Annotated in this window: 21 protein-coding genes; 9 read left to right on the top strand and 12 right to left on the bottom strand. The window is 47.3% G+C overall.

Annotated features, from left to right (window positions below; genetic code table 11):
• Window positions 1–2 precede the first annotated feature (2 nt).
• The 11 genes from E1919_RS06445 to E1919_RS06400 form a co-directional block, all read right to left on the bottom strand.
• Window positions 3–1,547 carry a PAS domain-containing sensor histidine kinase gene (locus E1919_RS06445; protein ID WP_237144055.1) on the bottom strand — a complete coding sequence of 515 codons (1,545 nt, stop codon included), beginning with the start codon at window positions 1,545–1,547 and terminating at the stop codon, window positions 3–5.
• 223 nt (window positions 1,548–1,770) lie between these two features.
• Window positions 1,771–2,475: a universal stress protein gene (locus E1919_RS06440; protein ID WP_237144053.1), complete on the bottom strand. Its 705-nt coding sequence runs from the start codon at window positions 2,473–2,475 to the stop codon at window positions 1,771–1,773.
• A gap of 18 nt (window positions 2,476–2,493) precedes the next feature.
• A complete protein-coding gene (locus tag E1919_RS27500; RefSeq protein ID WP_237144052.1) occupies window positions 2,494–2,688 on the bottom strand; it encodes a universal stress protein in 195 nt (64 codons plus the stop codon).
• Window positions 2,689–2,919: 231 nt separating this feature from the next.
• The gene (locus tag E1919_RS06435) at window positions 2,920–3,636 is read right to left on the bottom strand and encodes a sulfite exporter TauE/SafE family protein (protein WP_162052536.1); all 717 of its coding nucleotides are present in this window, start codon (window positions 3,634–3,636) and stop codon (window positions 2,920–2,922) included.
• 2 nt (window positions 3,637–3,638) lie between these two features.
• The gene (locus E1919_RS06430) at window positions 3,639–4,109 is read right to left on the bottom strand and encodes a FixH family protein (protein ID WP_162052535.1); all 471 of its coding nucleotides are present in this window, start codon (window positions 4,107–4,109) and stop codon (window positions 3,639–3,641) included.
• A 90-nt stretch (window positions 4,110–4,199) separates the two neighbouring features.
• Window positions 4,200–5,606 carry a cytochrome c oxidase accessory protein CcoG gene (gene ccoG / locus E1919_RS06425; protein WP_162052534.1) on the bottom strand — a complete coding sequence of 469 codons (1,407 nt, stop codon included), beginning with the start codon at window positions 5,604–5,606 and terminating at the stop codon, window positions 4,200–4,202.
• A 472-nt stretch (window positions 5,607–6,078) separates the two neighbouring features.
• Window positions 6,079–7,302 carry a c-type cytochrome gene (locus E1919_RS06420; RefSeq protein ID WP_162052533.1) on the bottom strand — a complete coding sequence of 408 codons (1,224 nt, stop codon included), beginning with the start codon at window positions 7,300–7,302 and terminating at the stop codon, window positions 6,079–6,081.
• On the bottom strand, window positions 7,299–7,493 hold the full coding sequence (locus E1919_RS06415) for a hypothetical protein (protein WP_162052532.1): 195 nt from the start codon (window positions 7,491–7,493) through the stop codon (window positions 7,299–7,301). Before E1919_RS06415 ends, E1919_RS06420 begins: the two co-directional genes overlap by 4 nt.
• Before the next feature lie 108 nt (window positions 7,494–7,601).
• Window positions 7,602–9,788, bottom strand: a complete 2,187-nt coding sequence (gene ccoN, locus E1919_RS06410; protein WP_237144051.1) for a cytochrome-c oxidase, cbb3-type subunit I — start codon at window positions 9,786–9,788, stop codon at window positions 7,602–7,604.
• Between the two features lie 248 nt (window positions 9,789–10,036).
• On the bottom strand, window positions 10,037–10,216 hold the full coding sequence (gene ccoS / locus E1919_RS06405; RefSeq protein ID WP_162052531.1) for a cbb3-type cytochrome oxidase assembly protein CcoS: 180 nt from the start codon (window positions 10,214–10,216) through the stop codon (window positions 10,037–10,039).
• A gap of 160 nt (window positions 10,217–10,376) precedes the next feature.
• Window positions 10,377–12,779 carry a heavy metal translocating P-type ATPase gene (locus E1919_RS06400; protein ID WP_162052530.1) on the bottom strand — a complete coding sequence of 801 codons (2,403 nt, stop codon included), beginning with the start codon at window positions 12,777–12,779 and terminating at the stop codon, window positions 10,377–10,379.
• A 256-nt stretch (window positions 12,780–13,035) separates the two neighbouring features.
• Here E1919_RS06400 and msrA point away from each other — a divergent pair, with 256 nt between their 5' ends.
• The 9 genes from msrA (at window position 13,036) to E1919_RS06355 (ending at window position 24,176) form a co-directional block, all read left to right on the top strand.
• Window positions 13,036–13,578, top strand: a complete 543-nt coding sequence (msrA, locus tag E1919_RS06395; RefSeq protein ID WP_162052529.1) for a peptide-methionine (S)-S-oxide reductase MsrA — start codon at window positions 13,036–13,038, stop codon at window positions 13,576–13,578.
• A gap of 249 nt (window positions 13,579–13,827) precedes the next feature.
• Entirely contained in the window at window positions 13,828–15,834 is a 2,007-nt protein-coding gene (locus tag E1919_RS06390; protein WP_162052528.1) for a glycoside hydrolase family 97 protein, read from the top strand.
• Between the two features lie 152 nt (window positions 15,835–15,986).
• Window positions 15,987–16,391 carry a c-type cytochrome gene (locus E1919_RS06385; protein ID WP_162052527.1) on the top strand — a complete coding sequence of 135 codons (405 nt, stop codon included), beginning with the start codon at window positions 15,987–15,989 and terminating at the stop codon, window positions 16,389–16,391.
• A gap of 283 nt (window positions 16,392–16,674) precedes the next feature.
• Window positions 16,675–19,305: a DUF5686 and carboxypeptidase regulatory-like domain-containing protein gene (locus tag E1919_RS06380; RefSeq protein ID WP_162052526.1), complete on the top strand. Its 2,631-nt coding sequence runs from the start codon at window positions 16,675–16,677 to the stop codon at window positions 19,303–19,305.
• 439 nt (window positions 19,306–19,744) lie between these two features.
• On the top strand, window positions 19,745–20,500 hold the full coding sequence (locus E1919_RS06375) for a sulfite exporter TauE/SafE family protein (RefSeq protein ID WP_162052525.1): 756 nt from the start codon (window positions 19,745–19,747) through the stop codon (window positions 20,498–20,500).
• A 15-nt stretch (window positions 20,501–20,515) separates the two neighbouring features.
• A complete protein-coding gene (moaD, locus tag E1919_RS06370; protein WP_162052524.1) occupies window positions 20,516–20,758 on the top strand; it encodes a molybdopterin converting factor subunit 1 in 243 nt (80 codons plus the stop codon).
• Window positions 20,759–20,769: 11 nt separating this feature from the next.
• Complete coding sequence (locus E1919_RS06365) at window positions 20,770–21,186, top strand: molybdenum cofactor biosynthesis protein MoaE (protein ID WP_162052523.1); 417 nt, start codon at window positions 20,770–20,772, stop codon at window positions 21,184–21,186.
• A gap of 477 nt (window positions 21,187–21,663) precedes the next feature.
• Window positions 21,664–22,491, top strand: a complete 828-nt coding sequence (locus tag E1919_RS06360; protein ID WP_162052522.1) for a universal stress protein — start codon at window positions 21,664–21,666, stop codon at window positions 22,489–22,491.
• The gene (locus E1919_RS06355) at window positions 22,488–24,176 is read left to right on the top strand and encodes a cation:proton antiporter (protein WP_162052521.1); all 1,689 of its coding nucleotides are present in this window, start codon (window positions 22,488–22,490) and stop codon (window positions 24,174–24,176) included. The genes E1919_RS06360 and E1919_RS06355 overlap by 4 nt, the downstream gene beginning before the upstream one ends.
• Window positions 24,177–24,286: 110 nt before the next feature.
• Here E1919_RS06355 and proB read toward each other — a convergent pair whose 3' ends face one another.
• Window positions 24,287–25,375 (bottom strand): glutamate 5-kinase, encoded by a 1,089-nt coding sequence (proB, locus tag E1919_RS06350; RefSeq protein ID WP_162052520.1) that lies wholly within the window; start codon window positions 25,373–25,375, stop codon window positions 24,287–24,289.
• Between the last annotated feature and the right edge of the window lie 39 nt (window positions 25,376–25,414).

Here is a 25,414-nt window from a genome sequence, read left to right as displayed (position 1 = left end):
GATTATTCCTCTGGATGTTTGATTGCTAAGGTGATGATGAACCGGGTGCCTACTCCCGCCTGGCTGGTGGCCGTGATATCGCCCCCGTGCCGGACAGCAATTTTGCGGCAAACGGCCAAGCCAATTCCGGAACCTTCATACTTCTGGCCTTCCAGCCGTTGAAAGATATTAAAAATCCGGTCAAGGTATTTCTCGTCGAAGCCAATGCCGTTATCCTCTACATATATCTCGGTTACTTCATCGCCGGGTGTGGCGGTGAGGTGCGCCTTTCGCTGCAGATTTTTTGCATAGATATTAATAATAGGGCTTACAGCCTCTTTATGGAATTTGATGGCGTTGCTCAGCAAATTCTGAAACAGCTGCCGCATCTGTGTGGGCTCTGCCTCAATATCCGGCAGCGGCGATCGGTTAATGACAGCGCCGGTCTGCTCTATGGTAACTTCCAGGTCAGAAATAACTTCAGAAAGGATGGTGTCGAGGCTGACCTTCACAAAAGACTTGGGCTTAGAAGTAACCCTTGAGAAATTGAGCAGGTCGTTTATCAGATTCTGCATACGGGAAGCCGCATTCAGCATCCGGTCCACGTAATCTTTTCCCTGGTCGCTGAGATTGTCGTACTCCTTCGTCACCAGCCTGTCGCCGAAAGCCTGTATTTTCCGCAAGGGCTCCTGCAAATCATGCGACGACACATAAGCAAAGTCCTGCAGTTCCCGGTTGCTGCGCTCCAGTTCGGCAGCATAACGACGCAGGCGTTCTTCGTTTATTTTCTGCTGCGTAATGTCGTGCACAAATCCGGTATACACTTTACGGTCTGCCAGCTCCACTTCACTGATACTGAGGTAGAAAGGAAAGATAGTACCGTCCTTTCGCAAACCCGTTACTTCCCTGCCGATGCCGATGATACGCTTCTCCCCTGTTACGTGGTAGTGGTGCATATAGCTGTCGTGCAGGCTGCGGTCCGGCTCAGGCATCAGCACGTTGATACTCTTCCCTAATAGCTCGTCTGTCGCATAGCCGAACAACCTGGCAGCTGAAGGGTTCACCATCTCTATAACGCCTCGCGTGTCGATAGTTATAATACCATCAACTGCTCCCTGGATGATGGAATTTATCTTGTTTTCACTTTCGCGCAGTGCCGCCTCTGCCTGTTTAAGGCTGGATATATCATGCACAATACCTGTAAATATCTGCTTATCCTGCAGCTTTACTTCGCTTATACTCAACAAAAAAGGGAAAACCGTACCGTCCTTTTTCTTTCCAAGCACTTCCCTTCCCTTTCCGATAATCTGGCCAACACCCGTCCGGTGATAATTCTCTATGTAGCTGTCATGGAGACCTCTGTCAGGCTCAGGCATCAGCATACTAACATTCTCTCCTATTATCTCTTCCGGCTGATAACCGAAGATTTGCGCAGCAGCCGGGTTTACTGATTCTACGATGCCTTTTCGATCGATGGTGATGATGCCGTCAATGGCCGTATCAATGATGGCTTTCAGCCTCATTGCATTCTCTAAACTGTAGGAAGGATTTTCTTTATCTTCTATCACTGTTAAGCTTTTGTTTAAAGATAAGCAACTACGGGGCATTGTCAAATGTTGGCGTGCGGTTTATGAGCAGATGTAACTGCCTAAACAAAGTACAGATCCTGCTCCACACTCGAAACAGGATCTGTGAACGCAAACAACAAATTACGGGCTATTATTTTTATTGGCGGCAGGTGCCACCCGCTCTGATAAAGGTGTACACACCTGATGGCTCCCCAGAAAAATATTATATGTTTATACCTGCTTCCTCAAATTTGATTTCCGGATGGTGGGCATCGTGCTTCCTACAGCTTGTGCAACAGCCCGAGCATGGCTTCTTCTTGAGTTGCCTGAATGTTAGCAGCGGGATGCGGGTGTGATAGGCCATGGTTTTGACATAAGCCTTGCTGAACAGGCGCTGCATCAGGTAGCTGTCTCTGGTAGCCAGTACCAGCATATCGGCATCCTCACGTTCTGCAAAATCACCTATCCCTTCCAGCATATCCTCTTCTTCCAGTAGCTTAAAGCGAACATTACTTCCTTTTAGTTGCTCCTCCACCTCGTGTATGGCTGCCTTCCTGCTGCTTAATTGCGCGCGCTCAGCCTTGCTATATACCTGCACCAGCGTGAGTAGGGTACCAGCCTGTCTGGCGAATCCGTTTATCTGCGCCAACACCTTCGGGTCACGATCGGTGAAGTCTGTTGCAAACACCAGATGCTTTATCTTTTTGTAAGCCAAAGCGGAAGGCACCACCATCAGGGGACAACCAACCTGCTCCATTACCTGTGCTGCGTGGTCGGCATGCGCTGCTTTGGCTGGGTCGGGCAATGAATCAGCCTGCATCAGTACCAGATCAACAGAAGCACTCAGAACAACGTCTTTTATACAGTCATGGAGGTTTCCCGGCCGCACGACACACTCAAAGGGCACGTAATCCTTGAACTTTGGCACCTTGCCAAGCACCCGCTCTCACATCGCCCGCAGCAACTGTACTCTCCTGGTCTGCTGGGTAAAAGTTAACGCTGCCGTATTAGAGGGGTGCAACAACAAAAGCTCTGCACTAAACGCTGCTGCAAACTGCCCTGCGTAGCTAAGCAACAGCAGGCTCTCCGCAGGTTTGTCTACATCTACCGGGATTAGGATTTTTTTTAGTGTATTGCTCATGCTCATAGCTTTTCATTTTCCGGTAGTAAAGTTACTTTTCTGTTGTAATCCATAAACTGACGGACATCATCCAAAAAAATGACATTTATCAGTTTTTGGATGATCACATTTGCCTTTAGCGGCTTGAGCAGGAATAGGATAAGTATGAAAGCACAAGTATGCTGTGACCCTATACTGCTGTAACACAACAAGTCCCAGCGGAACATTTCTTTAGTAGATGCCCATACAGCACTACTCAGGCTTTGTGCAGCAGGTGATTTCTGTTGTATGACTTGCTGTGTGGGCTACCTTCGGGCTGAGGTATGGGATACCTAAGCCCAGTCCGCGTACTATAAAAAGAATGGCAAGGCACATGCCCACGTAAGGCACCATTCTACTAAAAGTGCTGCGGAGCTTCAGGCTGATGAGTTTACCTGACAAAGACACCAGGAACATAAGCGGGAGTGTGCCCAGGCCGAACAAGGCCATGTATAGCATGGCGCCTTCAATGCCAGGCGCACTGATAGCACCTGCCAGCGCAATATAAACGAAACCGCAGGGCAATAAGCCGTTCAGCAGCCCCACCATGAATAAGGCTCCCAGGGAATTTTTCTGAAAGAAATAACCCAGCTTATGCCGCACCCAAATCATCAGTTTATCTGTGCCTACCGCTTTGGCAGCTTTGCCTTGCAATGCCGCCGGTAACACCAGCAAGAGTAATATAAGAATGCCGGAAACAATAGAAACTGTTTGCTGCAGCCCTGCCATCTGCAATGATTGCCCAAAAGCACCAGCCAAGGCTCCTAAGGCAGTGTACGTAACAATTCTCCCCCCATTGTACAGGAGGCGGCCTGCGTAATAACGCCAGCCGCTGCTCCAGACAAATGGTAAGGCCACTGCTATAGGGCCGCACATCCCCACGCAATGGAAACTGCCAACCAGTCCAAATAAGAATCCTGCCCAAATCATGGCTATTTCAGTTGGATGGTTTCTTCTGTATAATATGTCTCTTCGCCAGCGCTAAAATTCACACGCACTTTCCAAAGCCCCTTCTCAAGGTTATCAGTCTCCACCAGCTGGCTCAGGTCACGGCCAAGCTGCAGCGGCACTTCCTGATCCAACTTGTCATCTGATGGCCGGAACAAATTCACACGACCAGTAATTTGCTGGCCTGCAAAGCTCTTCGGCAGTTGTAAAAGGATGGCCTGGCTTTCAGGCTTGTAGTTTATCACCACATCACCAACAGCTTTGGTTCGCCCCACCATTTCAATGTGGTCCTGGAAAGCAATTTCCTGCTCGTAGTAATCTTTGCTCACCAGGTCTACATCCTGGTTCATGGCCTGCACCACAAAGAAAATGATATACCCCATAAAGAGCACAATAGCTGCGATGATGGCATAGGGCCAAAGTGTGAAGCTTTTATTTTTATTTTGAGTTACCATATTCGTGTCGTTATTCGTTGCTCTTTTTTCGTTTTTCGCGTCACATTACCTGCGCTTTTTCTGGTCTTGCAACCGAACAGCCATTCACTTTCAGTTTGCCGGGCCAAGAAATTTGGTATCCTGTGTTGTGATGAGTTCATCGCCATGATACACCCCTATTTCTATCTCGGAGTTCAGGCCTGTTAGTTGATCCCTCGGAATCTCTGTAAAGAAAACGCCCTCTGCTATTCCCTGTGCTGGCAGCACCAGCTCATTGCCCACCACCTTTACCGTTCCTTCCATATCCAACAGCTTTAGGGTAAGGGGCATTTCATTGTTCGTTTTATTGATGACAGAGATGTTGTACAGGTTTTTGATTTGCCCCTGCTCAGTCTGCTGGTATAACTGGCCCGGCGTGCGGAGTATGGTAGCCTCCGCTGCGTCGCGGGTTAAGAGCAAGGCGGTGAGCGCTGTTAGCAGCACCACCAGCACGGCAGTGTAGCCCATCACGCGCGTGGTGAAGAACTTCCATTCTTTACCTTCTGCTATGCCTTCTTCTGATTCGTGGCGAATTAATCCTTCCGGCTTGTCAATCATGCGCATGATGTCGTTGCAGGCGTCTATACAGGCGGTACAGTTGATACACTCCAGCTGCTGTGCACCGTTGCGGATGTCGATGCCGGTGGGGCAAACCTGCACGCACTGAAGGCAGTCGATGCAGTCGCCCTCGGTCCGCACCTGTTTTTTGCGCAGCTTGCCGCGTGGTTCGCCACGGCCATAGTCGTAGGCTACTGTCACCGTCTTCTTGTCCTGCATTACACCCTGCAGGCGACCATAAGGGCACACGATGGTGCAAACCTGCTCCCGGAAAGATGCAAATACCCAATAAAACACACCCGTAAAAGCAAGCAAAGAGCCGAAGCCTGCTAAGTGATTGGCCGGGCCTTCTGTCGCAATCTTCTTCAGTTCATCAATGCCAATAATATAAGCCAGGAAGACATTTGCTATCAGGAAAGAAATCAGCAGAAAAACAGCCGCCTTAGATCCCTTCTTCAGAATTTTCTCTGTGTTCCAGGGCATTTTAGCCAACGCTTTCTGCTTTGTGTAATCCCCCTCAATCGCATACTCAATGCGCCTGAACACCATTTCCATGAAGATGGTTTGCGGACAAACCCAGCCGCAGAACACTCGGCCATACACCACGGTAAAAAGTATGACAAAGACCACGAGCGCCAGGAACGCCAGCACCAGCAGGAAGAAATCCTGTGGCCAGAACAGCACCCCGAATATCACAAACTTGCGCTCTACCACATTCAGCATGAGCAGCGGCAAGCCGTTGATCTTTATAAAGGGACCTGCAAGAAGTAAAGTCAGCAGAAAGTAGCTAACATATTTGCGGTAATTATATAGTTTGCCCTTCGGCTTTTTAGGGTATACCCAAACGCGTTTACCCTCTTCATCTACAGTTGCTATATGGTCCCGGAAATCGTCGGGAGCCGTTTGTATTTTATTTGCCATGGCAGTGATAATTTGTGCGGATATTAGTCCTGCCTGTTAATTAAGTTGAAAATCAGAACGTAGTGATTAGTGTAATCTGCTATGACAAAATTCCCGAAATTGCCTTTACTTTAAGATGACCCACGTCATCAATAGAAGTGATTGTGATCACTGGTAGTAGCTTATTGAAGCTGCCCCGGCTGAGGCTTGTCGAACTGACCTTACGCAACACCAGTTTATGATCTGTTTTTCAGTTCCAGCAAGCCACAAACCGTTCTTAACTCCAGCGGAACGGCCTGTAAGATACCTTTAACAGGTCGCTCCGCTGGAGCTAACAAAGCCATGGGTATATTTTCTATCAACAGGTCGTCCCGCTGGGACTCTTGCTTAATGTCAGTTATCTAAAACAAAAAAAATTTGCAGGCAATTATATAAACACCTGCAAATCCAAAGGACTTCCATCCCCAAATCTTTAAATCAACTCAACTTCACATCATTCTTTCTCCCCTTGTGGTTCTTTGGCATTTTCAGGGTTAGAGCCTTGCAGAGACAGTATGTAGCTGGACACTTCCAGCATCTGGTCTTTTGTAAGTTTACCTTGCCACGGCACCATGCCTTTGGCCGGCACACCGTATTTTATAGTTTTAAAAATGTCGTTTACATCACCGCTGTGCAGCCAGTATTCATCCGTCAGGTTAGGGCCAACTGTACCCTCGGCGTTCTGCCCGTGGCAGGCAGCACAGTTCTGAATGTAGGTCTGTTTACCGCTCTCCAGGGCAGTTGCTTCTGTCATGACTTCGTAATCAGTGACCGCATTTGGATCATCAGGTGTCATAGCGGCCAGTATAGCAGCCTGCTCCATCTCCATTTCATATTCTTCTGCCTGTAACGCTCCGGTTTTAAACACGTGGAAGTGCAGCATATAGCCAATAGAAAACACAATAGTCGCATAAAACATGGTTTTCCACCAGGGTGGCAGGTCGTTGTCGTATTCCTGTATGCCATCAAAGTCGTGGTGAGAGTGAATTTCGTCTCTCGCTTTACCTGTAACTAAGGTCGTGTCACCTCGCATCAGGAAGAACACGCGTCCTGCAAACGAACTGCGGAATTCCTCCTTATAAATAGAGTCTCCGAGCATCGGCACAAACAGGCGGAACACTGTCACCAGCACAACAATGATTAACAGGACAACAGCCCCTGCCAGTACAAAAGTAAACAGCAGTACAGGCGGCAGATCCAGGAAAGTGACCTCCTCGCCCGCTAATTCTGACGGCATTACCATGGGCATTTCACTCTGCTGGTCATCACCTGTAGTTACTAGTGCTACAGCTGCCTCAGCAGGCACATCGCTTGCCTCTTTTATATAGGCAACTACATTCGTAATGTCCTCTTCAGAAAGAGTGCCTGCAAAACTTGGCATCGGCACCTTGTGGAACTTCTCAAAGACTTCAATTGCGTCCTTGTCACCGGATTTCACCAGCTCCTGGGAGTTCTGAATGAACTTCACCAGCCATTCATCCCCACGGCGCTTGTGCACATCTTTCAGGGCAGGCCCAACTATATCAGCCTCTATACTATGGCAAACCGTACAGTTTGCTTCAAATAACTTTTTACCCTCCACAGCGTCCTGCGCCACCGCAGCGCTGCCTGACATCAGGAGCAAACCTGCTAAAAGGGACAGGCTACTTTTTCCGAAAATTTGCTTTGCCGAAATCATTGTCTTATTTCTTCAGGTGTGGTGTTTTCGTCTTCGTTCTCGCATGCGAAGCTGCTCATCGTCTGCGCATAGTTCTTGTCCATCAGTGCTACATAAACAATCAACCCAAGAAAGAACACAAAGAAGATAGTAAACGAGATGAGCGGGTATATTTCGATACCATCAATGGCTTGCAAAACGTTTTTATACATGGCTTTATCTTTTGGGACACTCGTATCACGTATCTCGAATCATGCAGCACGACTTAATGACATTATTTTTGATCGTGTGTCGTGATACGTGATACTTGTGTCGTTTTATTATTCCTCAGATTTTACTTTGATGTCTGTGCCCAGGCGTTGCAGGTAGGCAATCATGGCCACGATTTCTGCTTCGGGCCTTACTTCAAGCCCTTCCTTTGCCAGGTCTGCTGTCACCTGTTTCGCCTGCTCCATCAGCTCTTCGTTTGCATTGGCGATGTACTCGTCTTCGTATGGCACGCCCAGCTTTTTCAGCACTTGCAGTTTATCCTGTGTCGTGCTCAAGTCAATGTCCTGCTCAAACAACCACGGGTATGCTGGCATAATAGAACCCGGCGACATTGATGTAGGGTCGAGCATGTGGTGGTAGTGCCAGGAGTTCGGATACTTGCCGCCTATGCGGTGCAAATCCGGACCGGTTCGCTTGGAGCCCCACAGGAAGTTGTGGTCGTACACGAACTCACCTGCTTTCGAGTACTCGCCATAGCGTTCTGTTTCAGAGCGGAACGGTCGAACCATTTGGGTATGGCAGTTCACACAGCCTTCTTTAATGTACAGGTCACGCCCCTGAAGCTCCAGCGAAGTATAAGGCTTCACGCTGGCAATAGTCGGTACGTTAGATTTGATGACGAAGGCAGGGATAAACTCTACCAGACCACCAATCAGAATGGCTACTGTTGCCCAGATGGCCATCTGCATAGGGCGCTTCTCAATCCAGCTGTGCCAGTGGCCGGCGTTTTTAGATACAGTAGGCACGATAACAGGTGCTTCGGTTTTTTCGTTTGCAACCAGCTTACCTGTTTGAGTGGTTTTGTACAGGTTGTACACCATCAGGAATACACCACCCAGGTAAAGGATACCACCCACACCGCGCATGTAGTACATCGGCACGATTTGCAGCACGGTCTCCAGGAAGTTAGAGTACTGCAGTGTTCCTTCCGCTGTAAACTGTTTCCACATTAAACCTTGTGTAAAACCAGCCCAGTACATCGGTATCGCATAGAAAAGAATACCCAGCGTACCTAACCAAAAGTGTGCGTTCGCCAGCTTCTTAGAATGTAGTTGTGTTTTGTAAAGGCGTGGGAACAACCAGTATAGCATGGCAAATGTCAGGAAGCCATTCCAGCCAAGCGCTCCCACGTGTACGTGTGCCACAATCCAGTCAGTGAAGTGAGCAATGGCGTTCACGTTTTTCAGAGACAGCATTGGCCCTTCGAAAGTAGCCATACCGTAAGCAGTAATCGCAACCACCATAAACTTCAGTACTGGCTCCTCCCGCACTTTATCCCAAGCACCGCGCAGCGTCAGCAAACCGTTAATCATACCACCCCAGCTCGGTGCAAGCAGCATGATAGAGAAAACTACTCCCAGTGACTGTGCCCAGTCCGGCAGGGAAGTATAAAGCAAGTGGTGCGGGCCAGCCCAGATATAAATAAATATCAGCGACCAGAAGTGAATGATTGACAAGCGGTAAGAGTATACAGGGCGGTTCGCAGCCTTTGGCAGGAAGTAGTACATCAGGCCCAGGAACGGCGTTGTTAAGAAGAACGCCACTGCGTTGTGGCCGTACCACCACTGCACCAGCGCATCCTGCACACCGGCATACCCGGAGTAACTCTTCAGGAAGTTAACCGGCATCTCGTATGAGTTCACGATGTGCAGCACAGCCACTGTCAGGAAGGTGGCGATGTAGAACCAGATGGCTACGTACATGTGCTTCTCTCGGCGCTTGGCAATGGTTCCGAACATGTTCCAGCCAAACACCACCCAGATCAGTGTAATAGCAATATCAATTGGCCACTCCAGCTCAGCATACTCTTTCGAGGTGGTGATACCCAGCGGCAGCGTGATAACGGCAGCCACAATAATCAGCTGCCAGCCCCAGAAGTTGATTTTACTAAGCAAGTCGCTGTACATGCGGGATTTGCAAAGGCGCTGCAGCGAGTAATACACACCCATAAAGATAGCATTACCCACAAAAGCGAAGATTACAGCGTTGGTGTGCAGGGGCCTTACGCGGCCAAACGTGGTATACTGGGTACCCATGTTCACATCCGGGTTTGCCAGCTGGAAAGCGATGATAACTCCAATTAGCATACCGGCAATACCCCAGAACACGGTGGCGATACCAAAATCCCGAACAATCTTGTTGTCATAAAAGAACGTATCGATTGCGCCCCGATCTGTGACTTTCGGAACAACCCGGTCGGGCGCAGTTCCTAAGACTTCAGTTAGATTAGTTGACATGTGCGGTGTCCTCCATTTTATTAAAGTGTTGGTATATGTGTTGGTTGATTTTTGCTTCTTTTAACTCTTCAAAATTCTTAAAGAAGCGGCAGAGAAAGGATGATGAATGTCATTTTCAGGGGTGATTGTGGTCAGTAGGAGGCTGCGTTGCAGGTGCCAGTGTGTAAGCTATACCTGGTGTGGGTGCTGTGGTTCATAGCTAATAAGACACTCACAGGTCTGGAAGACGCTGTGAGGTCATTGCGGATTTAGGCTTTTGATTTCGGCTCGGGTTTTTTGTTGTCTGTTACTTCATTCTCGAAAAGCATTCTGACAGCTGGCGTGTAATCGTCGTCGTACTGCCCGGAGCGGACAGCCCAGAGGAAAGCTCCCAGGAATAGGCCCGCTACTGTTATGCTGACTGCTATCATTAAAAAGATAATATACATGGCTGATGGAGTTAGAGTTAGAAAGTTAGAGAGTTGTAATTTACTCTGGTTCTAAAGACCTCACAGCGTCTTTCAGACCTGTGAGCGTCTGTGCCAAAGGCTGTTGCACTGTAGCCACCACAGACGCTCGCAGGAGCTGCGTACGCTGCAAGGTCTTATGCTATAGCCCCGCCCTTCTGGCTGAGATTTTCACCGACATGGTTGCAAACAGGATGACGCTAAGCGAGCTGATTGGCATCAGAATGGCGGATACAATAGGTGAAAAGAGCCCCTGCACTGCCAGTGTTAAACCAATGACGTTGTAGATAAGCGACACCGCAAAAGTAGCTAGGATGATGTTCATGGTCTTCTTTGAAAAACTCAGAAAGGTACTCAGCTTATCAAAAGCGGTGGCGTCTAGGATGGCGTCGCAGGACGGTGAGAAGTTCGTGATGCTATTGGTGAGGGCTATACCGGCATCGCTCTGTTTCAGCGCTCCTGCATCGTTCAGGCCGTCACCCACCATCAGCACCCGGTGTTGCTCCTGCTTCAGCTGTCTGATATACTCCAACTTCTGCACCGGCGACTGATTGAAGTTCAGCGCCGCGTCTTCGCCTAACATTGTCTTTAGCCTTGCTTCCTCGTGATTATTGTCTCCTGAAAGCACTGCCAGCTTCTTATCGTGCAGCTGCTGAAGAATGGACTTCAGCCCCTGCCGGTAAACATTATGAAAGGCATAGAAGCCGAACACAAGCCCATCTATTGATACATAGACCGTTGTTTTCAGCGCATCGCTTTTATCAGCAGGCACACCTATATAAGAAGCAGACCCAATGCGAATCAGCTGTCCGTTTACCTCTCCCACCAGCCCCTTACCGGCAACCTCCTGGAAATTATGAACAGGTATTGTTTCTCCTTTCAAATGCTGGAAAATACGCTGGCTGAGCGGGTGCGTGGAGTGCTGTAAAACAGATTTTATACTTTGCTCCTGCTTTGTGGTTAGTGCCTTTCCTGTATAGGTTAATTCAGCAGCACTTGGCTCTGTCAGCGTGCCTGTTTTGTCGAACACCACCGTGTCTATTTTGGCCAGTGTTTCTACGACAGTCGTGTTTTTAAGGAAAAATTTGTTCTTCCCGAACACCCGCATTGTGTGGCCATGCACAAAGGGCGTAGCGAGCGACAATGCACAAGGGCAGGCAATAATGAGCACGGAGGTAAATGCTTTCATGGCCATGTCTGTGTCGCGCGGCACCCAGTACACAAGTGAACCGGCAGCCACAATAAGCGTGACAATGATAAACCATTTACCCGCTATATTGGCATAGGTGCCCACGCTTTGGGTTTCGTCTTTTGAGAAAACGGAATTGTTCCAGAGCTGCGTCAGGTAGCCCTGCGATACTTCTTTCACCACCTCCAGTTCCACACTCTCCCCGACCTGCCGGCCACCAGCGTAAATCACCTCCCCCACTACTTTCTCTACCGGCTCCGACTCTCCGGAAACAAAGCTATAGTCAATCAGAGCAGTGCCTCTCAACAGGATAGCGTCGGCAGGTATAAGCTCCTGGTTACGGATGCGGATACGGTCGTCCACTTTCAGGTTACGCACAGCGACAGATGCTTCTTCGCCATCTTCTTTCAGCACCGTAATGGATACCGGGAAATAAGAGGTGTAGTCTCTGTCGAAGGAAAGTGTGTCGTACGTTCGCTGCTGAAAGTACTTTCCAATCAGCATGAAAAAGACCAGCCCGGTAAAAGAATCGAAGTAGCCGGGCCCGGTTCCGGTAAATACCTGGTAGGTGCTTACAAAGAACAGCGCCAGCAAACCTGTAGCAATAGGAATATCAATATTGACCATGCGCTGCTTTATGCCTTCCAGTGCGGAGGTAAAGAACCCGCGCGCGCTGTAAAAGAAAACCGGCAAAGAGAGCATAAAGCTTAAGTAGCCAAAAAAGGAGCCGAAGCTTCGCTGCAGCCCTTCCGTCAGGGCCAGGTAATCAGGGAAAGCAAGCAGCATCACATTGCCGAAGCAAAATCCTGCAATACCGAGTTTATAGATGATGCTACGGTCCGGCTTGCTTGTTTTTTTACCATCCGTATCAGCCAGCGTTATTTCGGGTTCATACCCGATACGCGCCAGCAGCTGTACCACCTCGCGAAGCGAAGTCTTCTGGTGAAAGTAAGTCAGAGATACTTCTTTCCTGAGAAAATTAACGGTAGACTCAGAAATACCCTGGTTTAGCTTAAATAGGTTTTCCAACAGCCAGATACAGGAACTGCAATGCATCTGCGGAATATAAAACGTGAGTTTACAGATAGCATCGTTCTTAAAACTTATTAGCTGCGCCTCCACCCCGGCATCATCCAGGTAAGCAAAGCGGAACTCAGCTATAGGCTTCTTGCCTGTGATGCCTGGATTTTCCTCCAGGTTATAATAGGCGCAAAGGTTATTCTCTTCCAGTAGTTCGTATACATTTTTGCAGCCCGTGCAGCAGAAAGTCTTGTCATGTGCTTCAACTACCTCTTCCACGCAGGAGTCCCCGCAATGGTAGCATGTTTGAATATTGGTTTGGAGTGCGGCTTCCATCTCAATTCTATTTTGTTAGTATACAAAAATAGATAGCCACACCGGGGCAAAGAATGATGAATGTCACTTCCCGATGTGATACTTATCAAGGTGTACTTTTGTATCCGCTGGAAACTTTTTACAAGAGAAAGAGAGAGAATAGATAAAGAAGGGCTGATCAAGAGCTGCAATACTTTCAAATGTTGTTACACCTCCCGGAATAAACTTTACAGGTCAATTTCAGTTAAAAGAAGAGAGACTTAAATTGAAAAGACATATGAATCAGGAAGAAAATAAATATGAACTGGCAACCTTTGCAGGCGGATGTTTCTGGTGCATGGTAAAGCCGTTTGACCAATGGGAAGGTATAGAAAAAGTGGTGTCAGGCTACACAGGAGGCGAAATAGAAAACCCAACCTACGAGCAGGTATGCTCTGATACCACCGGCCACTATGAGGCCGTGCAGATTACCTTCGACCCGAGCAAAATCTCTTACAAAGAAATACTGGAAATTTTCTGGCAACAGATAGATCCTACCGATGCTGGCGGACAGTTTGGCGACCGCGGGTCCTCCTACCAGACTGCTATCTTTTACCACAACGAAGAGCAGAAAGCACAGGCAGAGGCATCTAAAAAAGAAGTGAACGAAAACGGCCCTTTCGATAAATCGATTGTTACGCCTATATTACCGGCTAAGCTTTTTTACCCGGCAGAAGATTATCACCAGGACTATTACAAAAAGAATCCATCCCATTACCAGCGCTACAATGTTGGTTCCGGAAGAGCGGGATATATAGAAAGGCACTGGAAAAAAGCTTAAGCTTTAAGTATAGATTTAAATAAACGGATAAGCCGCTTTAACATGTGTTAGAGCGGCTTATCTGGTTAAAGTATATTTCCAACATATATAACTTACCTCATATCATTTTGTCCACTTTTCTTCCAGAGTGACTGAAAAAATTTCCTCCATACCCTACAGCCATTGAGAGAATACTTCCTGTTAATGGTTTCTTCCGTTTTCAAACCTTATCTTTAAGTACGAAAAAATTATAAGGATAAATCAGGAACCATGAAACACAGATTCTTTCTCTTTGTTTTGCTGATGACGATAGGCCAGTTTGCCGCATTAGCACAGCAAAGTCACACTGTTCAGTCACCCGACGGTAAGATTAAAGCAACAGTAGATCTAAATGATAAAATCACTTACTCGGTCACGCACGAAGGCGACCAGATGATTGCGCCGTCTCCAATTTCGATGAAACTCACAAACGGTGAAACATTAGGAGCAAATCCACGCCTGCGAAACGCCAAGCGAAACACTGTTGATAAGACGATCCAGACGCCTGTTTATAAAAGAGCAGAAATCAAGGATAACTACAATGAGCTGGTGCTGAACTTGAGAGGCGATTACAGCGTGATTTTCCGTGCGTATAATGATGGAGTTGCCTATCGTTTCGCCACTTCTAAACGCAAGGACTTTAATGTACAGAGCGAAGAAGCCACGTTCAATTTTGATAAAGACTATACGGCCATTGTACCTTATGTAAAGCAGGAGCAGATAGAAAACCCAACCATTGAGCAACAGTTTGACAACTCCTTTGAAAACACCTATACCCACAGCTCCCTGTCTAAGCTTGACCAAAATCGCATAGCCTTCCTGCCGCTTGCAGTAGAGGCGGCAAATGGTAAGACAGTAGTTATCACGGAGGTAGACCTCGAAAGCTACCCAGGCATGTATCTGCTGAATAAAAACGGACAGACTTCTTTGTCAGGCGTGTTTCCTGCTTACCCAAAAAAAGTGGAGCAGGGTGGCCATAACGAGCTTCAAATGCTGGTGAAGGAAAGAGAGAACTTCATTGCTAAAGTTAAAGGCACGCGTGAGTTCCCGTGGCGCGCTATAGTGATTGCAGAAGAAGACAAAGAACTGGCTGATAGCGATTTGGTATACAAGCTGGCAGAGCCATCTCGTATCAAAGATGCTTCGTGGGTAAAGCCGGGCAAAGTAGCCTGGGATTGGTGGAACGACTGGAACATTACAGGAGTAGATTTCAAGGCGGGCATCAACAACGAAACCTATAAGCACTACATCGATTTTGCCGCTGAAAACAACATCGAGTATGTGATTCTGGATGAAGGCTGGGCCGTAAACCTGCAGGCAGACCTGATGCAGGTGGTACCGGAAATTGATCTGAAAGAGCTTATTGCTTATGCTAAGCAGAAAGATGTAGATATTATCCTTTGGGCAGGTTACTATGCATTTGACCGCGACATGGAGAACATAGCCAAGCACTATTCTGACATGGGCGTGAAAGGCTTCAAGGTAGATTTTATGAACCGCGACGATCAGGAAATGGTAGAGTTTTTATACCGTGCTGCCGAAACGGGAGCCAGACACAAGCTGCTGATGGACTTTCATGGTGCCTACAAACCAACCGGGCTTCAAAGAACTTATCCGAATGTCATTAACTTTGAGGGTGTACATGGCCTGGAGCAGATGAAGTGGTCAAGTCCTGAAGTGGATCAAGTAACATACGATGTCACCATGCCGTTTATCCGCATGCTGGCTGGCCCGATAGATTATACGCAGGGTGCGATGAGAAATGCTACCCGCAGCACCTACCGCCCCATCAACTCGGAGCCGATGAGCCAGGGTACCCGTACCCGCCAGTTAGCCGAATATGTCATATTCGAATCCCCGATAAACATGCTGGCCGATAGTCCTACCAACTATAAGAAAGAGCAGGAAAGCACCACTTTCATGGCCGCTGTTCCGGAAGTATGGGACAATACGATTGCCCTTGATGGCAAAATAGGAGAACATGTTGCTATTGCGCGCAGAAAGGGAAACGAGTGGTATGTGGGTGCTCTCACAAACTGGACACCACGCGAGATGGTGCTCGACCTTTCTTTTCTGGGTGATGGAAATTACAAAGCAGAGGTTTTCAAAGATGGTGTAAATGCCGACAGAAACGCTTCTGACTACAAACGCGAAATCATCGATGTACCACAAGACCGAAAGCTGAAAATAGCAATGGCACCGGGTGGTGGCTATGTCGCCAGGTTCTATAAGCAATAGCAAAGAGTTTTAGAAGAGCAGGTATAGTATCAGCTCTCTCAAGTCTATGTATAAGAAAGCCGCCGGAGCGTAAATTTCCGGCGGCTTTTTCTTTTGTAAGGTTATGGGAAAAAATATAGAAATGCCTATTTTAGCTGCTTAATCTTAAAGATATGTTGAAGAGTTTACTACTGATTGCCTTCGTTACGAGTGGCTACTTATTTACGACGCAGGATGACCTGACGGCAAGTGTGAAACGAGGAAAGGAAGTGTACAGCACGACCTGCCAAAGCTGCCATATGGCCACAGGAGAAGGCATACCAGGTGCTTTCCCTCCATTAGCGAAGTCTGATTTCCTGATGAAAGACCAGAAACGCGCTGTAGGTGTGGTAGTTCACGGGCTAAGCGGTGAAGTAACTGTAAACGGCCAAACTTATAACATGGTCATGCCTGCACAGAGCCATTTAACCGATGAGCAGATAGCCGATGTACTGAACTACGTGCAGAACAACTTTGGCAATAAAGCTAAAGTTGCTGTTACACCTGCGCAGGTAGCAGAGGTAAGAAAGAAGAAGTAGTTTTTTGCGAGACAGCCTCCCGAATCATACTATAAAAGAAAACCAACAGCAGGACAATTAGAGAGCTAAAAGTCCTGCTGTTGGTTTTAAGTAAAGATAATTAACCATAAAGCATCAATCTGTCAGTAATAAGTGTTGATGCTCTAGAAGGCATTTCTGTTTGCCAACTCCCTTCCTCCATGCAACCATGTGGCTTTTTATTGCATCTACCTTAACATAGATGTTGTTTCACTTTGGGACCAGATATCTTTTGCTTCATCACAAAGCCCACATATACCAGCACATGAAAACAGAGCTAACCAGATATCTCCTTCTCATCACTGCCTTTATACTTTTACAGGTACCGCTTTTTGCGCAGGGGATAGAAGGTACCGTGATGAACCAGGAAGGAGAACCACTTCCGTTTGCTACCATCTTTATTGTAAACCTCAAGAATGGCTCATCCTGCAACGCTAACGGCCAGTATAAACTTAACTTACCGGCTGGCACCCACACAGTACAGGTAAAATACATAGGCTATGAAGCACAGCAGGTGCAGGTAGAAGTAAAAAACGAGTGGCAGACACTGAACTTCAAACTGAAGGCCCAGACGTTTGCGCTGAAGGAAGTGCAGGTGAAAGGCAAGGGCGAAGACCCGGCTTATACTATCATGCGCAAAGCCATAGCCAAAAAGAAGTTTCACCTGCTGCAGTACGACAGCTATCAGATGAAGGCGTACATAAAAGGGACCGGCCAGCTCACCAACGCCCCATTCTTCCTGAAAAAGAAGTTAAAAGATGAGGGCGTAAAGCTGAACGAGGCTTATACCCATGAGTCGGTTCGGCAGGTTAAGTTTAGTCAGCCTAACAAAGTAGAAGAAAGGGTTCTCTCTGTGCGTACCTCCGGCGATGACAAAGGCTCCCCCTCCCCTGTAAACTATATAATGTTTAGCTTTTACAACGACGAGTTCGGAGAAGCAGTGTCCCCTTTGTCGCGGGCTGCTTTTGGCTACTATAAGTTTGAGTATGTCGGCAATTTTGATGAGGGCAATATCACAGTAAACAAAATAAAGGTTACGCCGCGCTCCCGGGGCGACAATGTTTTCGAGGGCTTCATTTATATCATAGAAGATTACTGGGCCATACACAGCCTCGATTTGAAGACCAGCCTGATGGGCTTTCCTATTTCTATAAAACAAAATTATGCAGAGGTGGCCCCTGCTGTTTGGCTGCCTACTACGCACCAGTACCTTTTTTCCGGAAAGGTGATGGGCTTTGCCGGAGAGTTTAAGTATCTCGCCTCCATTTCTAACTATAAGGTAGAACTCAACCAGAAACTACTAGCAAAAACCGAAATCATTGATGAGAAGGTAGAGGAAGTGCCCGAATCTGTTGCGGCTATCAAACCCGCCAAAGAAGACAAACCCATTGAACTGCTGGCGAACCAGGACCAACTGACGCGCAAGCAGTTCCGGAAAATGATAGTAGAGTACGAGAAAGAATCACTTAAAGAGCGGGAGAACCCTGAGGTAGTGAGCGAAAGAAGCGTTAAAGTAGACTCGATGGCATTTAAACGCGACTCCAGTTACTGGGCGCAGGAGCGTCCGGTGCCGCTAAGCGTAAAAGAAGTCAAAGGCTACCAGCGCGACGACTCCCTGGCGCAGGTGCAGTCGGCCAGGTTAACGGGCAAAGACTCAACTGGCGTTATTAAGAAAAAAAGCTTTAACCCCGCTGATTTAATCATGGGCGGCAGCTACAACCTTTCCCCCAGAACGCGCCTGTCGCTGGACCCTACCCTCATCAACGTATTTTATAACACCGTGGAAGGCGTAAACGTGAATATGGGCGGCAAGCTCCGCCATTCCTACGACAGCCTGCGCCGTGTTTTTGAAATAGCACCTGTTGTGCGTTATGGCTTTGCGAGTGAAAACTTTTATGCCAAAACACGCATTTCGCACCAGGTAAAGCAGGGCGAGAAAGTCAGTATGCTCTATGTGCAGGGAGGTAAATTTGTGGAGCAGTTTAATGAGGAGAATCCTATTCATCCGCATATTAATACGCTGAGCACGCTCCTGTTTCGCAGAAATTATATGAAGCTTTATGAGAAACTGTACGTTGGGGCAGGGTACGATTACAAAGCATCCCCTTTCCTGAAGTTCAGCGGAAGTCTGGAGTGGGCCAGGAGATCGCAACTGTACAACAACATCGACTATAGCTTATTTTATTCTGAAGAAGAAAGGCCTATGACGCCAAGCTTACCGGAAAGCATTGAGTTAAATGACACTGGTTTTCCAACAAACGAAGCGCTTATTTTAAAAGTTAATGTCAGCTACCGGCCCGGCACGGCTTACCGCCTGTACAACGGCAAAAAGGTACCGCTCCTGGAGCAGTCGCCGGAATTCTTGCTCATGTACCGTAAAGGTATATCGGGCGTATTGGGCAGCGACGTGAATTTCGACCAGTTGGAAGTGGGAGTAAACCATGGTATCTCTGTTGGTGTGCGGGGCAGGCTGGAGTTTGAATTGCGCGGCGGTGCCTTTCTGAATAACAAGCGCATGTACTTTATGGACTACGAGCACTTCGACGGCAACCGCACCATATTGAGCAGCCTAAGACCGGCAGGCGCCTTCAGGTTGCTGGACTACTACAACTTCAGCACCAAGGACAGTTATTTTTCAGGCCACACACATTTTCAATTCCGCAAGTTTCTGCTCACGCAGATACCGGAGGTGCGTTTTACAGGCATAAAAGAAAACATATTCTTCAATTACCTCAAAACAAGCAGCTCCCCACATTACTACGAACTGGGCTATTCCCTAGACAATGTATTCAGAGTTTTACGAATAGAGGCAGCTGCCTCTTTCCACGACCGCAACTTTCAGGAACTTGGCTTCAGAATAGGCATCGCCACCATCTTAAAGTTTAGCTCGAATTAGTGTTTCCCAAGATAAAATCAGTTTTAAATAACTGAATAAATAAATGATTTATTCCCTCATCCCATATACTGCGTCTTTAGTCCCAGCGGGACGACCTGTTGATAAAAAAAAATTAGATTCTTTTTTAGTCCCAGCGGAGCGACCTGTAAATATGACCCAAACAAACCGCTCCGCTGGAGCTAGAGGTGCTTATAGATTAGAAGGCTATCAACAGGTCGTCCCGCTGGGACTAAAGTCAATTAAATAAGGTTTTACATAACATGTATGAGTGACTAAGCAAAAAAATCCACTCACCATATATGCGCAGCACCAAATAATAAATGAAGTATTCAGCAAAACATTTCGCCAGTCTTTGGCGAATGAGACGCCTGTTGATTAATTTAAAGTCTTCAACCTGAGACACGGGCCGTAAACCGCCTTTTACATTAAAGAAACAGTAATGCTGCATTGGGAGCTCATGCTCTTTTTCTTTGTCATTGCCTTTGTATATGCTTCTGTTGGCTTTGGCGGCGGTTCCAGTTATCTGGCCATACTAGCTCTCTATGGCTTGCCTTTTAAAGAACTCCGGCTGATTGCTCTGCTATGCAACGTAGTAGTTGTAACAGGTGGCACCATTCTCTTTATCAAGAACAAGCAGGTGAACTGGCGAAAGATTGTTCCGCTAGCCATTGCCAGTATTCCGATGGCGTTTGCAGGTGCGATGCTACGCATCGAACAGCATACTTTTTATGTGCTGCTCGGCTGTAGCTTGCTTACCGCGGCAGCTTTGCTGTGGTTCAGGAAACGACCTCAGGAGACGCATGAAAGCAAGAAACAAAGAAATACAAGCTATGCACGGGACGGCGCTTTGGGCGGCAGCATCGGCTTTTTGTCTGGGATGATTGGCATTGGCGGGGGCATTTTCCTGTCTCCTCTCCTGAACCTGAGTGGCTGGGACACCCCTAAGCGCATTGCAGCGACAGCCAGCGTTTTTATACTGGTGAACTCTATTTCAGGTATAGCAGGCCAGCTGACGCAATTGCCTTCCACCTTAAATTACAGCCTCATCTTGTTTTTATGTGTGGCAGTATTTGCCGGGGGACAGCTTGGTTCTCGTATGGCTATAAAGAAGTTTAACCCGCTCGTAATAAGACGTATGACAGCTATTCTTATTTTTGTAGCGGGTATCGAAGTATTATATAAACATTTGAGTTGAATTTAAGCATCGAAGATGAAGGTAAATGTTTTAGCATTCGGAATAGCAAAAGAGATTGTAGGAGGCTCAACGGTTGAGGTAGAACTAACAAGCGACGCCACAGTGGGTGAACTGCGTGCAGAACTGGAGGAGCAATATCCACGCCTGGCAAAGCTGGCTTCTTTTATGATTGCCGTAAACAACGAGTATGCCGTAGCCGACAACGCCCTGCAGCAACGCGATGAAATTGCCATTATTCCACCTGTTAGCGGCGGTTAACAAAGCAGCACATGATTGATATCCAGATTTCAGATAAACCCTTAGACATTTCCTCCTGTATCGATTGGGTAATGTCGCCGGATTGCGGCGGCATTGATGTATTTATTGGCACTGTACGAAACGCTACGAAAGGCAAGGAAGTGACACGCCTCGAGTTTGAGGCATATAGGCAAATGGCCCTGAACGAAATGCAGAAGATTGCTGAGCAGGCTTTAGAGAAGTGGCCTGTTCAGAAACTCCTCATCCATCACCGCACCGGCGTGCTACAGGTAGGCGAAGTACCGGTAATAATTGCTGTAGCGGCCGCCCACCGTGCTGCTGCTTTTGATGCCTGTCGCTACACCATCGACACCCTTAAAGAAACCGTTCCCATCTGGAAAAGAGAAGTGTTTGAAGATGGTGAAGTTTGGGTGGCTGCACACCCCTGATAGCTCAGCCACCTAGCTTCTTTGGGAGGCTCTTTCTTTAGATAAAGCTCTTCAAGTCTGATACATTGATAGCATTAAAAGAGCGCTGCTGCTTAAATTATATATTGTGAGCTGCAAATGCGCGCTTTCAGCACTTGACTTTAGCTATTTTTTGAGTGTAATAGCAATGCTATTACACTCAAAAAATAGCTTTGTAAGAACCTAAGATCATGCATTTCCGCTGTCAAAAACAAAGTTTGAACAAGCTATAAATTCAGAAGCACCAAGTAAGGAATAAATAGATTTAATCATTATATAAATTTAGCAACACGTCGTATAATATAAATCAGCAAACACCCGCTGTCTACTCACACGCTATATCCATTGCACGCCATTGCAAAGGGCGGACGCAAGACAGTCAGTCTGGGGTTGTCAGCCACACAGCATGAAAGATAATCTGTAGATCGGTTTATGAAGACCTGCTAAAAATATTTCACAATGACACATAGCTATTTAGTTCTTTATGACTTCTCTTCTTATGCCCGGCAGGCACTCCGGGTTGCCCACCAGTGGAGCCTATGGACAGGAGCTGACGTTCATTTGCTTCATAACTTGGAGGCTGCGTATATTCCTGCCATGGCAAACCAGGAGGTAAGGCAACAGGTAGAAGCCGGCTCCAGATCAGAAGCTTTTAACAAGCTGCAACGCGATTATGAGGATGTTACAGGTAAGCCTATCCGTCCTGAAAGGGTGCACATCTCCATAGCAAGCTTTACCTCCGCCATCCAAAAGCTTGTAAGGAAGCATCATACGCAACTGCTGTTTGCCGGATTGAAAGGCAATGGGGTACTAAAGCGAATTTTTATTGGAAGCACTATACTGAAACTTCTGGAGCAAACCATTACTCCTGTTGTAGCTATACCTAAAAAGATACATGAGTTTAAGCACCTGACCTTACATGTTGCCGTCAGTTATCACTACGCGTTCAGCTCCACTCACCTGCGGCAAATTCTACAACTGATGGGACAGAAAATAAAAGCCTTGGTTTTCATTTCTGTACTAACAAAAGATGATGATCGGCAAAGGGCGACCTATCACCTGGCAAAACTGGAAGATTCTTTTTCAGAACAAGCCGCTGTCACAAGCCGCCTCTTTGAGGGCAATGACCCTTTTGCGCTGGTCAAAGCCTATATGATAGAGCAGGAAGATGGGGTGCTAGTGGCCCAGAGAGGTTCCAGGGCTTTATCTGATCACCTATTCAGGGAGTTTTTTATCAATGAGCTCGTGCATGATGCAAGTTCACCTTTAATCATTCTTCCGTCATGAACTGGCTAGCAGATATTACCAGTGACCCTTTTCTTGAGTTTGCTGTCATTCTGTTCTTGGCTGCAGCTGCTGGAAGCTTAGGGCAACTCCTCCGGCAACCACTTATTGTGATGTTTATTGCCCTGGGAATTTTCATAGGGCCATCTGTGCTGAACATCATACATTCAGAAGATAAAATCCACCTCCTCGCCGAAATCGGTATTGCGCTACTTCTCTTTATTGTGGGCCTTAAACTGGATCTTCAACTTATAAAATCAACCGGTAGAGTAGCTTTGCTTACCGGGCTTGGGCAGGTTGTATTTACTTCAGCGGCAGGTTACGTGATAGGATTGGCCCTGGGCTTTCCGGCTCTCCAAAGCCTTTATATTGCCGTGGCCCTAACCTTTTCCAGTACTATCATCATCGTAAAGCTACTTACAGATAAAAAAGAAATCGATTCCCTTCACGGGCAGATAGCGATCGGTTTTCTGATAGTACAGGACTTGGTGGTGATTTTAGTCATGGTTATACTTTCTGCCTTAGGCAAAGGTGGCGAAGAATCTCTTTTGCAGGACTTTGCGCTTACCTTCCTGAACGGTGCTATCCTGGGGGTTGCTGTATTCCTGCTGATGAAGTGGGTTATCCCGAAGACAAGTGCGTTTCTGGCAAGGTCGCAGGAACTGCTCACGTTGTTCTCTATTGCCTGGGCCATACTCTTAGCTTCTGTAAGTGAACTCATGGGCTTCAGCAGCGAAGTTGGTGCGTTTCTGGCAGGTGTAAGCCTTGCTTCAACACCATTCAGAGAAGCCATCAGCAGCAGGTTGGTGAGCCTGCGGGATTTTCTTCTTCTGTTTTTCTTTATCAACCTCGGGTCCACACTCGACCTTTCTGCTTTAGGAGGGCAGGTACCGGCCGCACTGATTTTTTCCTTCTTTGTACTCATCGGAAACCCCATCATTGTACTTGTTATTATGGGCGTGATGGGCTATACGAAGAGAACTTCCTTTCTGGCAGGGCTTACGGTGGCGCAAATCAGTGAGTTCTCCCTCATCTTTGCAGGCATGGGATATCAGGTAGGCCACATCAGCGCCGAGATTGTTGGCTTAATCACACTGGTTGGTCTTATTACCATCGGCTTATCCACTTATATGATTCTATACTCCCACATACTGTATAGCTGGATGGCTCCTTTGCTACAGGTGTTTGAGCGAAAAAACCCATACAGAGAGAGTGAAATAGGAACCGAACAACAGCCTCCTATTAAAGCCATTGTGATTGGTCTCGGAAGATTTGGAAATTCAATAGCCAACAACCTGAGCAAGCATAGTATCACGACAATGGGCGTTGATTTTGACCCACAGGTGGTAGAAAACCTGCGAAAGCAGGGAAAGTATGTGGAATACGGAGATTTGGAAGATCCGGAAATATTTGACAGGCTCCCGTACCAGAACACTGACTATATTATCAACACAGTACCGGACGTGGAGCTCTCCCGGAGCATGATAAAGAAACTTCGGGCTTCAGGGTATGAAGGGAAAATAATTGTAACCGCAACAAATCCCAAAAGCGAATTCCGGCTAAGGAATAGTGAACCAGATGATATTCTCATGCCCTTTGCCATGGCAGCCGACAACATTAAACAGCGCTTGGATAGCTTGGAACGGAATGTTGTAGCGCAACAAAGCGGTGCCTCAGATTCCAGGTAATACCATTTCCAGCGTTGTTATAAAGGTACAACGCCATACCTGCTATATAAATTACCAGATTCACCCAAGGAGTTGCAGGCTCCTTCATCATAGCACTATACTCCTGATGCTTAAGAAGTTTCAGGAGTCAGAAACAAATAATCGTAATGCACGAGGGGCTTTTGGTTTACCTGCCCTACACGCTCCAGTGCTTTGTCCGAGCCATACTCCGCAATTCCAAGGCCAATCGGCTTTTCCTGTTCATCCACCAGCTTAATGATATCGCCCTTCTGGAAGTCACCGATGATTTGGATGATGCCCACGGGCAGCAAACTGGTGGCTTTGGAGGAGGTCAGGGCTGCGTGGGCACCTTCGTTTACCAGCACTTTTCCCTTGGCAGAATGTTCTGAATGGGCAATCCACTTTTTCTTGCCCGATGCTGTTTTCTTTGGAATAAAGCGCGTGTTTACCACCTCCTCGTTCAGCACTTTGGGCAGGATGTTCTCAGTTTTACCGTTGGCTATGTGCACGGCGATGCCCAATTGCGCCACTTTCTGTGCCATATGGCACTTCGTTATCATGCCGCCCCGCCCAAACTGCGACCGCTGCGTGGAAACAAAAGATGCAAAGCCAGTGGTGCCGGAGGCAATCTCCCGGATAACTTCTGATTTCTCATCTTTCGGATCGCCGTTGTAGATGCCGTTCACATTACTAAGGATGATTAAAGCATCAGCATCAAGCATAGAAGCGATAAGCCCGGCCAACTCATCATTGTCTGTAAACATCAGCTCGGTAACTGATATCACGTCGTTCTCATTGACGATAGGAATAACGTTGTTCTGCAGCAGGATTTTAAAGCAGCTCTGCATGTTCAGGTAATGCAGGCGGTCGCGGAAATCTTCTTTCGTAACAAGTACCTGGGCGCACAGTAATTTGAAATGACTAAACATTTCAGAGTACGTGTTGATTAGTTTTACCTGCCCAATAGAAGCCAACAACTGCCGACTAGCAACTGCATCGGCTTTCTCGGATACTTTTATCAGGCTGCGCCCTGATGCCACTGCTCCCGAAGACACCACAATGACTTCCTTGCCCTGGCTTTTAATTTGGGACACCTGCTCTACTAGGTGCTGCATCCGTGCCAGGTCCGGCATACCGTTGTCCTGCGTCAGTACGTTTGAGCCAATCTTTACTACTATCCGGTTATAGGTCAGCGCCATGTTTATGGATGTATATTTTAGGTATTTATTATTTTATTT

Source organism: Pontibacter pamirensis (assembly GCF_010015475.1).
In the GTDB taxonomy this organism is placed as follows: domain Bacteria; phylum Bacteroidota; class Bacteroidia; order Cytophagales; family Hymenobacteraceae; genus Pontibacter; species Pontibacter pamirensis.
Note: the sequence above shows the minus strand (reverse complement) of the source record. Positions and strands in the feature narration are given on the sequence as shown.

Coding starts and splice junctions, on each gene's coding strand:
- E1919_RS27500 (WP_237144052.1), bottom strand. CDS start 2,688: ATGAGCAATACACTAAAAAAAATCCTAATCCCGGTAGATGTAGACAAA.
- E1919_RS06435 (WP_162052536.1), bottom strand. CDS start 3,636: ATGATTTGGGCAGGATTCTTATTTGGACTGGTTGGCAGTTTCCATTGC.
- E1919_RS06430 (WP_162052535.1), bottom strand. CDS start 4,109: ATGGTAACTCAAAATAAAAATAAAAGCTTCACACTTTGGCCCTATGCC.
- ccoG (WP_162052534.1), bottom strand. CDS start 5,606: ATGGCAAATAAAATACAAACGGCTCCCGACGATTTCCGGGACCATATA.
- E1919_RS06420 (WP_162052533.1), bottom strand. CDS start 7,302: ATGATTTCGGCAAAGCAAATTTTCGGAAAAAGTAGCCTGTCCCTTTTA.
- E1919_RS06415 (WP_162052532.1), bottom strand. CDS start 7,493: ATGTATAAAAACGTTTTGCAAGCCATTGATGGTATCGAAATATACCCG.
- ccoN (WP_237144051.1), bottom strand. CDS start 9,788: ATGTCAACTAATCTAACTGAAGTCTTAGGAACTGCGCCCGACCGGGTT.
- ccoS (WP_162052531.1), bottom strand. CDS start 10,216: ATGTATATTATCTTTTTAATGATAGCAGTCAGCATAACAGTAGCGGGC.
- E1919_RS06400 (WP_162052530.1), bottom strand. CDS start 12,779: ATGGAAGCCGCACTCCAAACCAATATTCAAACATGCTACCATTGCGGG.
- msrA (WP_162052529.1), top strand. CDS start 13,036: ATGAATCAGGAAGAAAATAAATATGAACTGGCAACCTTTGCAGGCGGA.
- E1919_RS06390 (WP_162052528.1), top strand. CDS start 13,828: ATGAAACACAGATTCTTTCTCTTTGTTTTGCTGATGACGATAGGCCAG.
- E1919_RS06385 (WP_162052527.1), top strand. CDS start 15,987: ATGTTGAAGAGTTTACTACTGATTGCCTTCGTTACGAGTGGCTACTTA.
- E1919_RS06380 (WP_162052526.1), top strand. CDS start 16,675: ATGAAAACAGAGCTAACCAGATATCTCCTTCTCATCACTGCCTTTATA.
- E1919_RS06375 (WP_162052525.1), top strand. CDS start 19,745: ATGCTGCATTGGGAGCTCATGCTCTTTTTCTTTGTCATTGCCTTTGTA.
- moaD (WP_162052524.1), top strand. CDS start 20,516: ATGAAGGTAAATGTTTTAGCATTCGGAATAGCAAAAGAGATTGTAGGA.
- E1919_RS06365 (WP_162052523.1), top strand. CDS start 20,770: ATGATTGATATCCAGATTTCAGATAAACCCTTAGACATTTCCTCCTGT.
- E1919_RS06360 (WP_162052522.1), top strand. CDS start 21,664: ATGACACATAGCTATTTAGTTCTTTATGACTTCTCTTCTTATGCCCGG.
- E1919_RS06355 (WP_162052521.1), top strand. CDS start 22,488: ATGAACTGGCTAGCAGATATTACCAGTGACCCTTTTCTTGAGTTTGCT.
- proB (WP_162052520.1), bottom strand. CDS start 25,375: ATGGCGCTGACCTATAACCGGATAGTAGTAAAGATTGGCTCAAACGTA.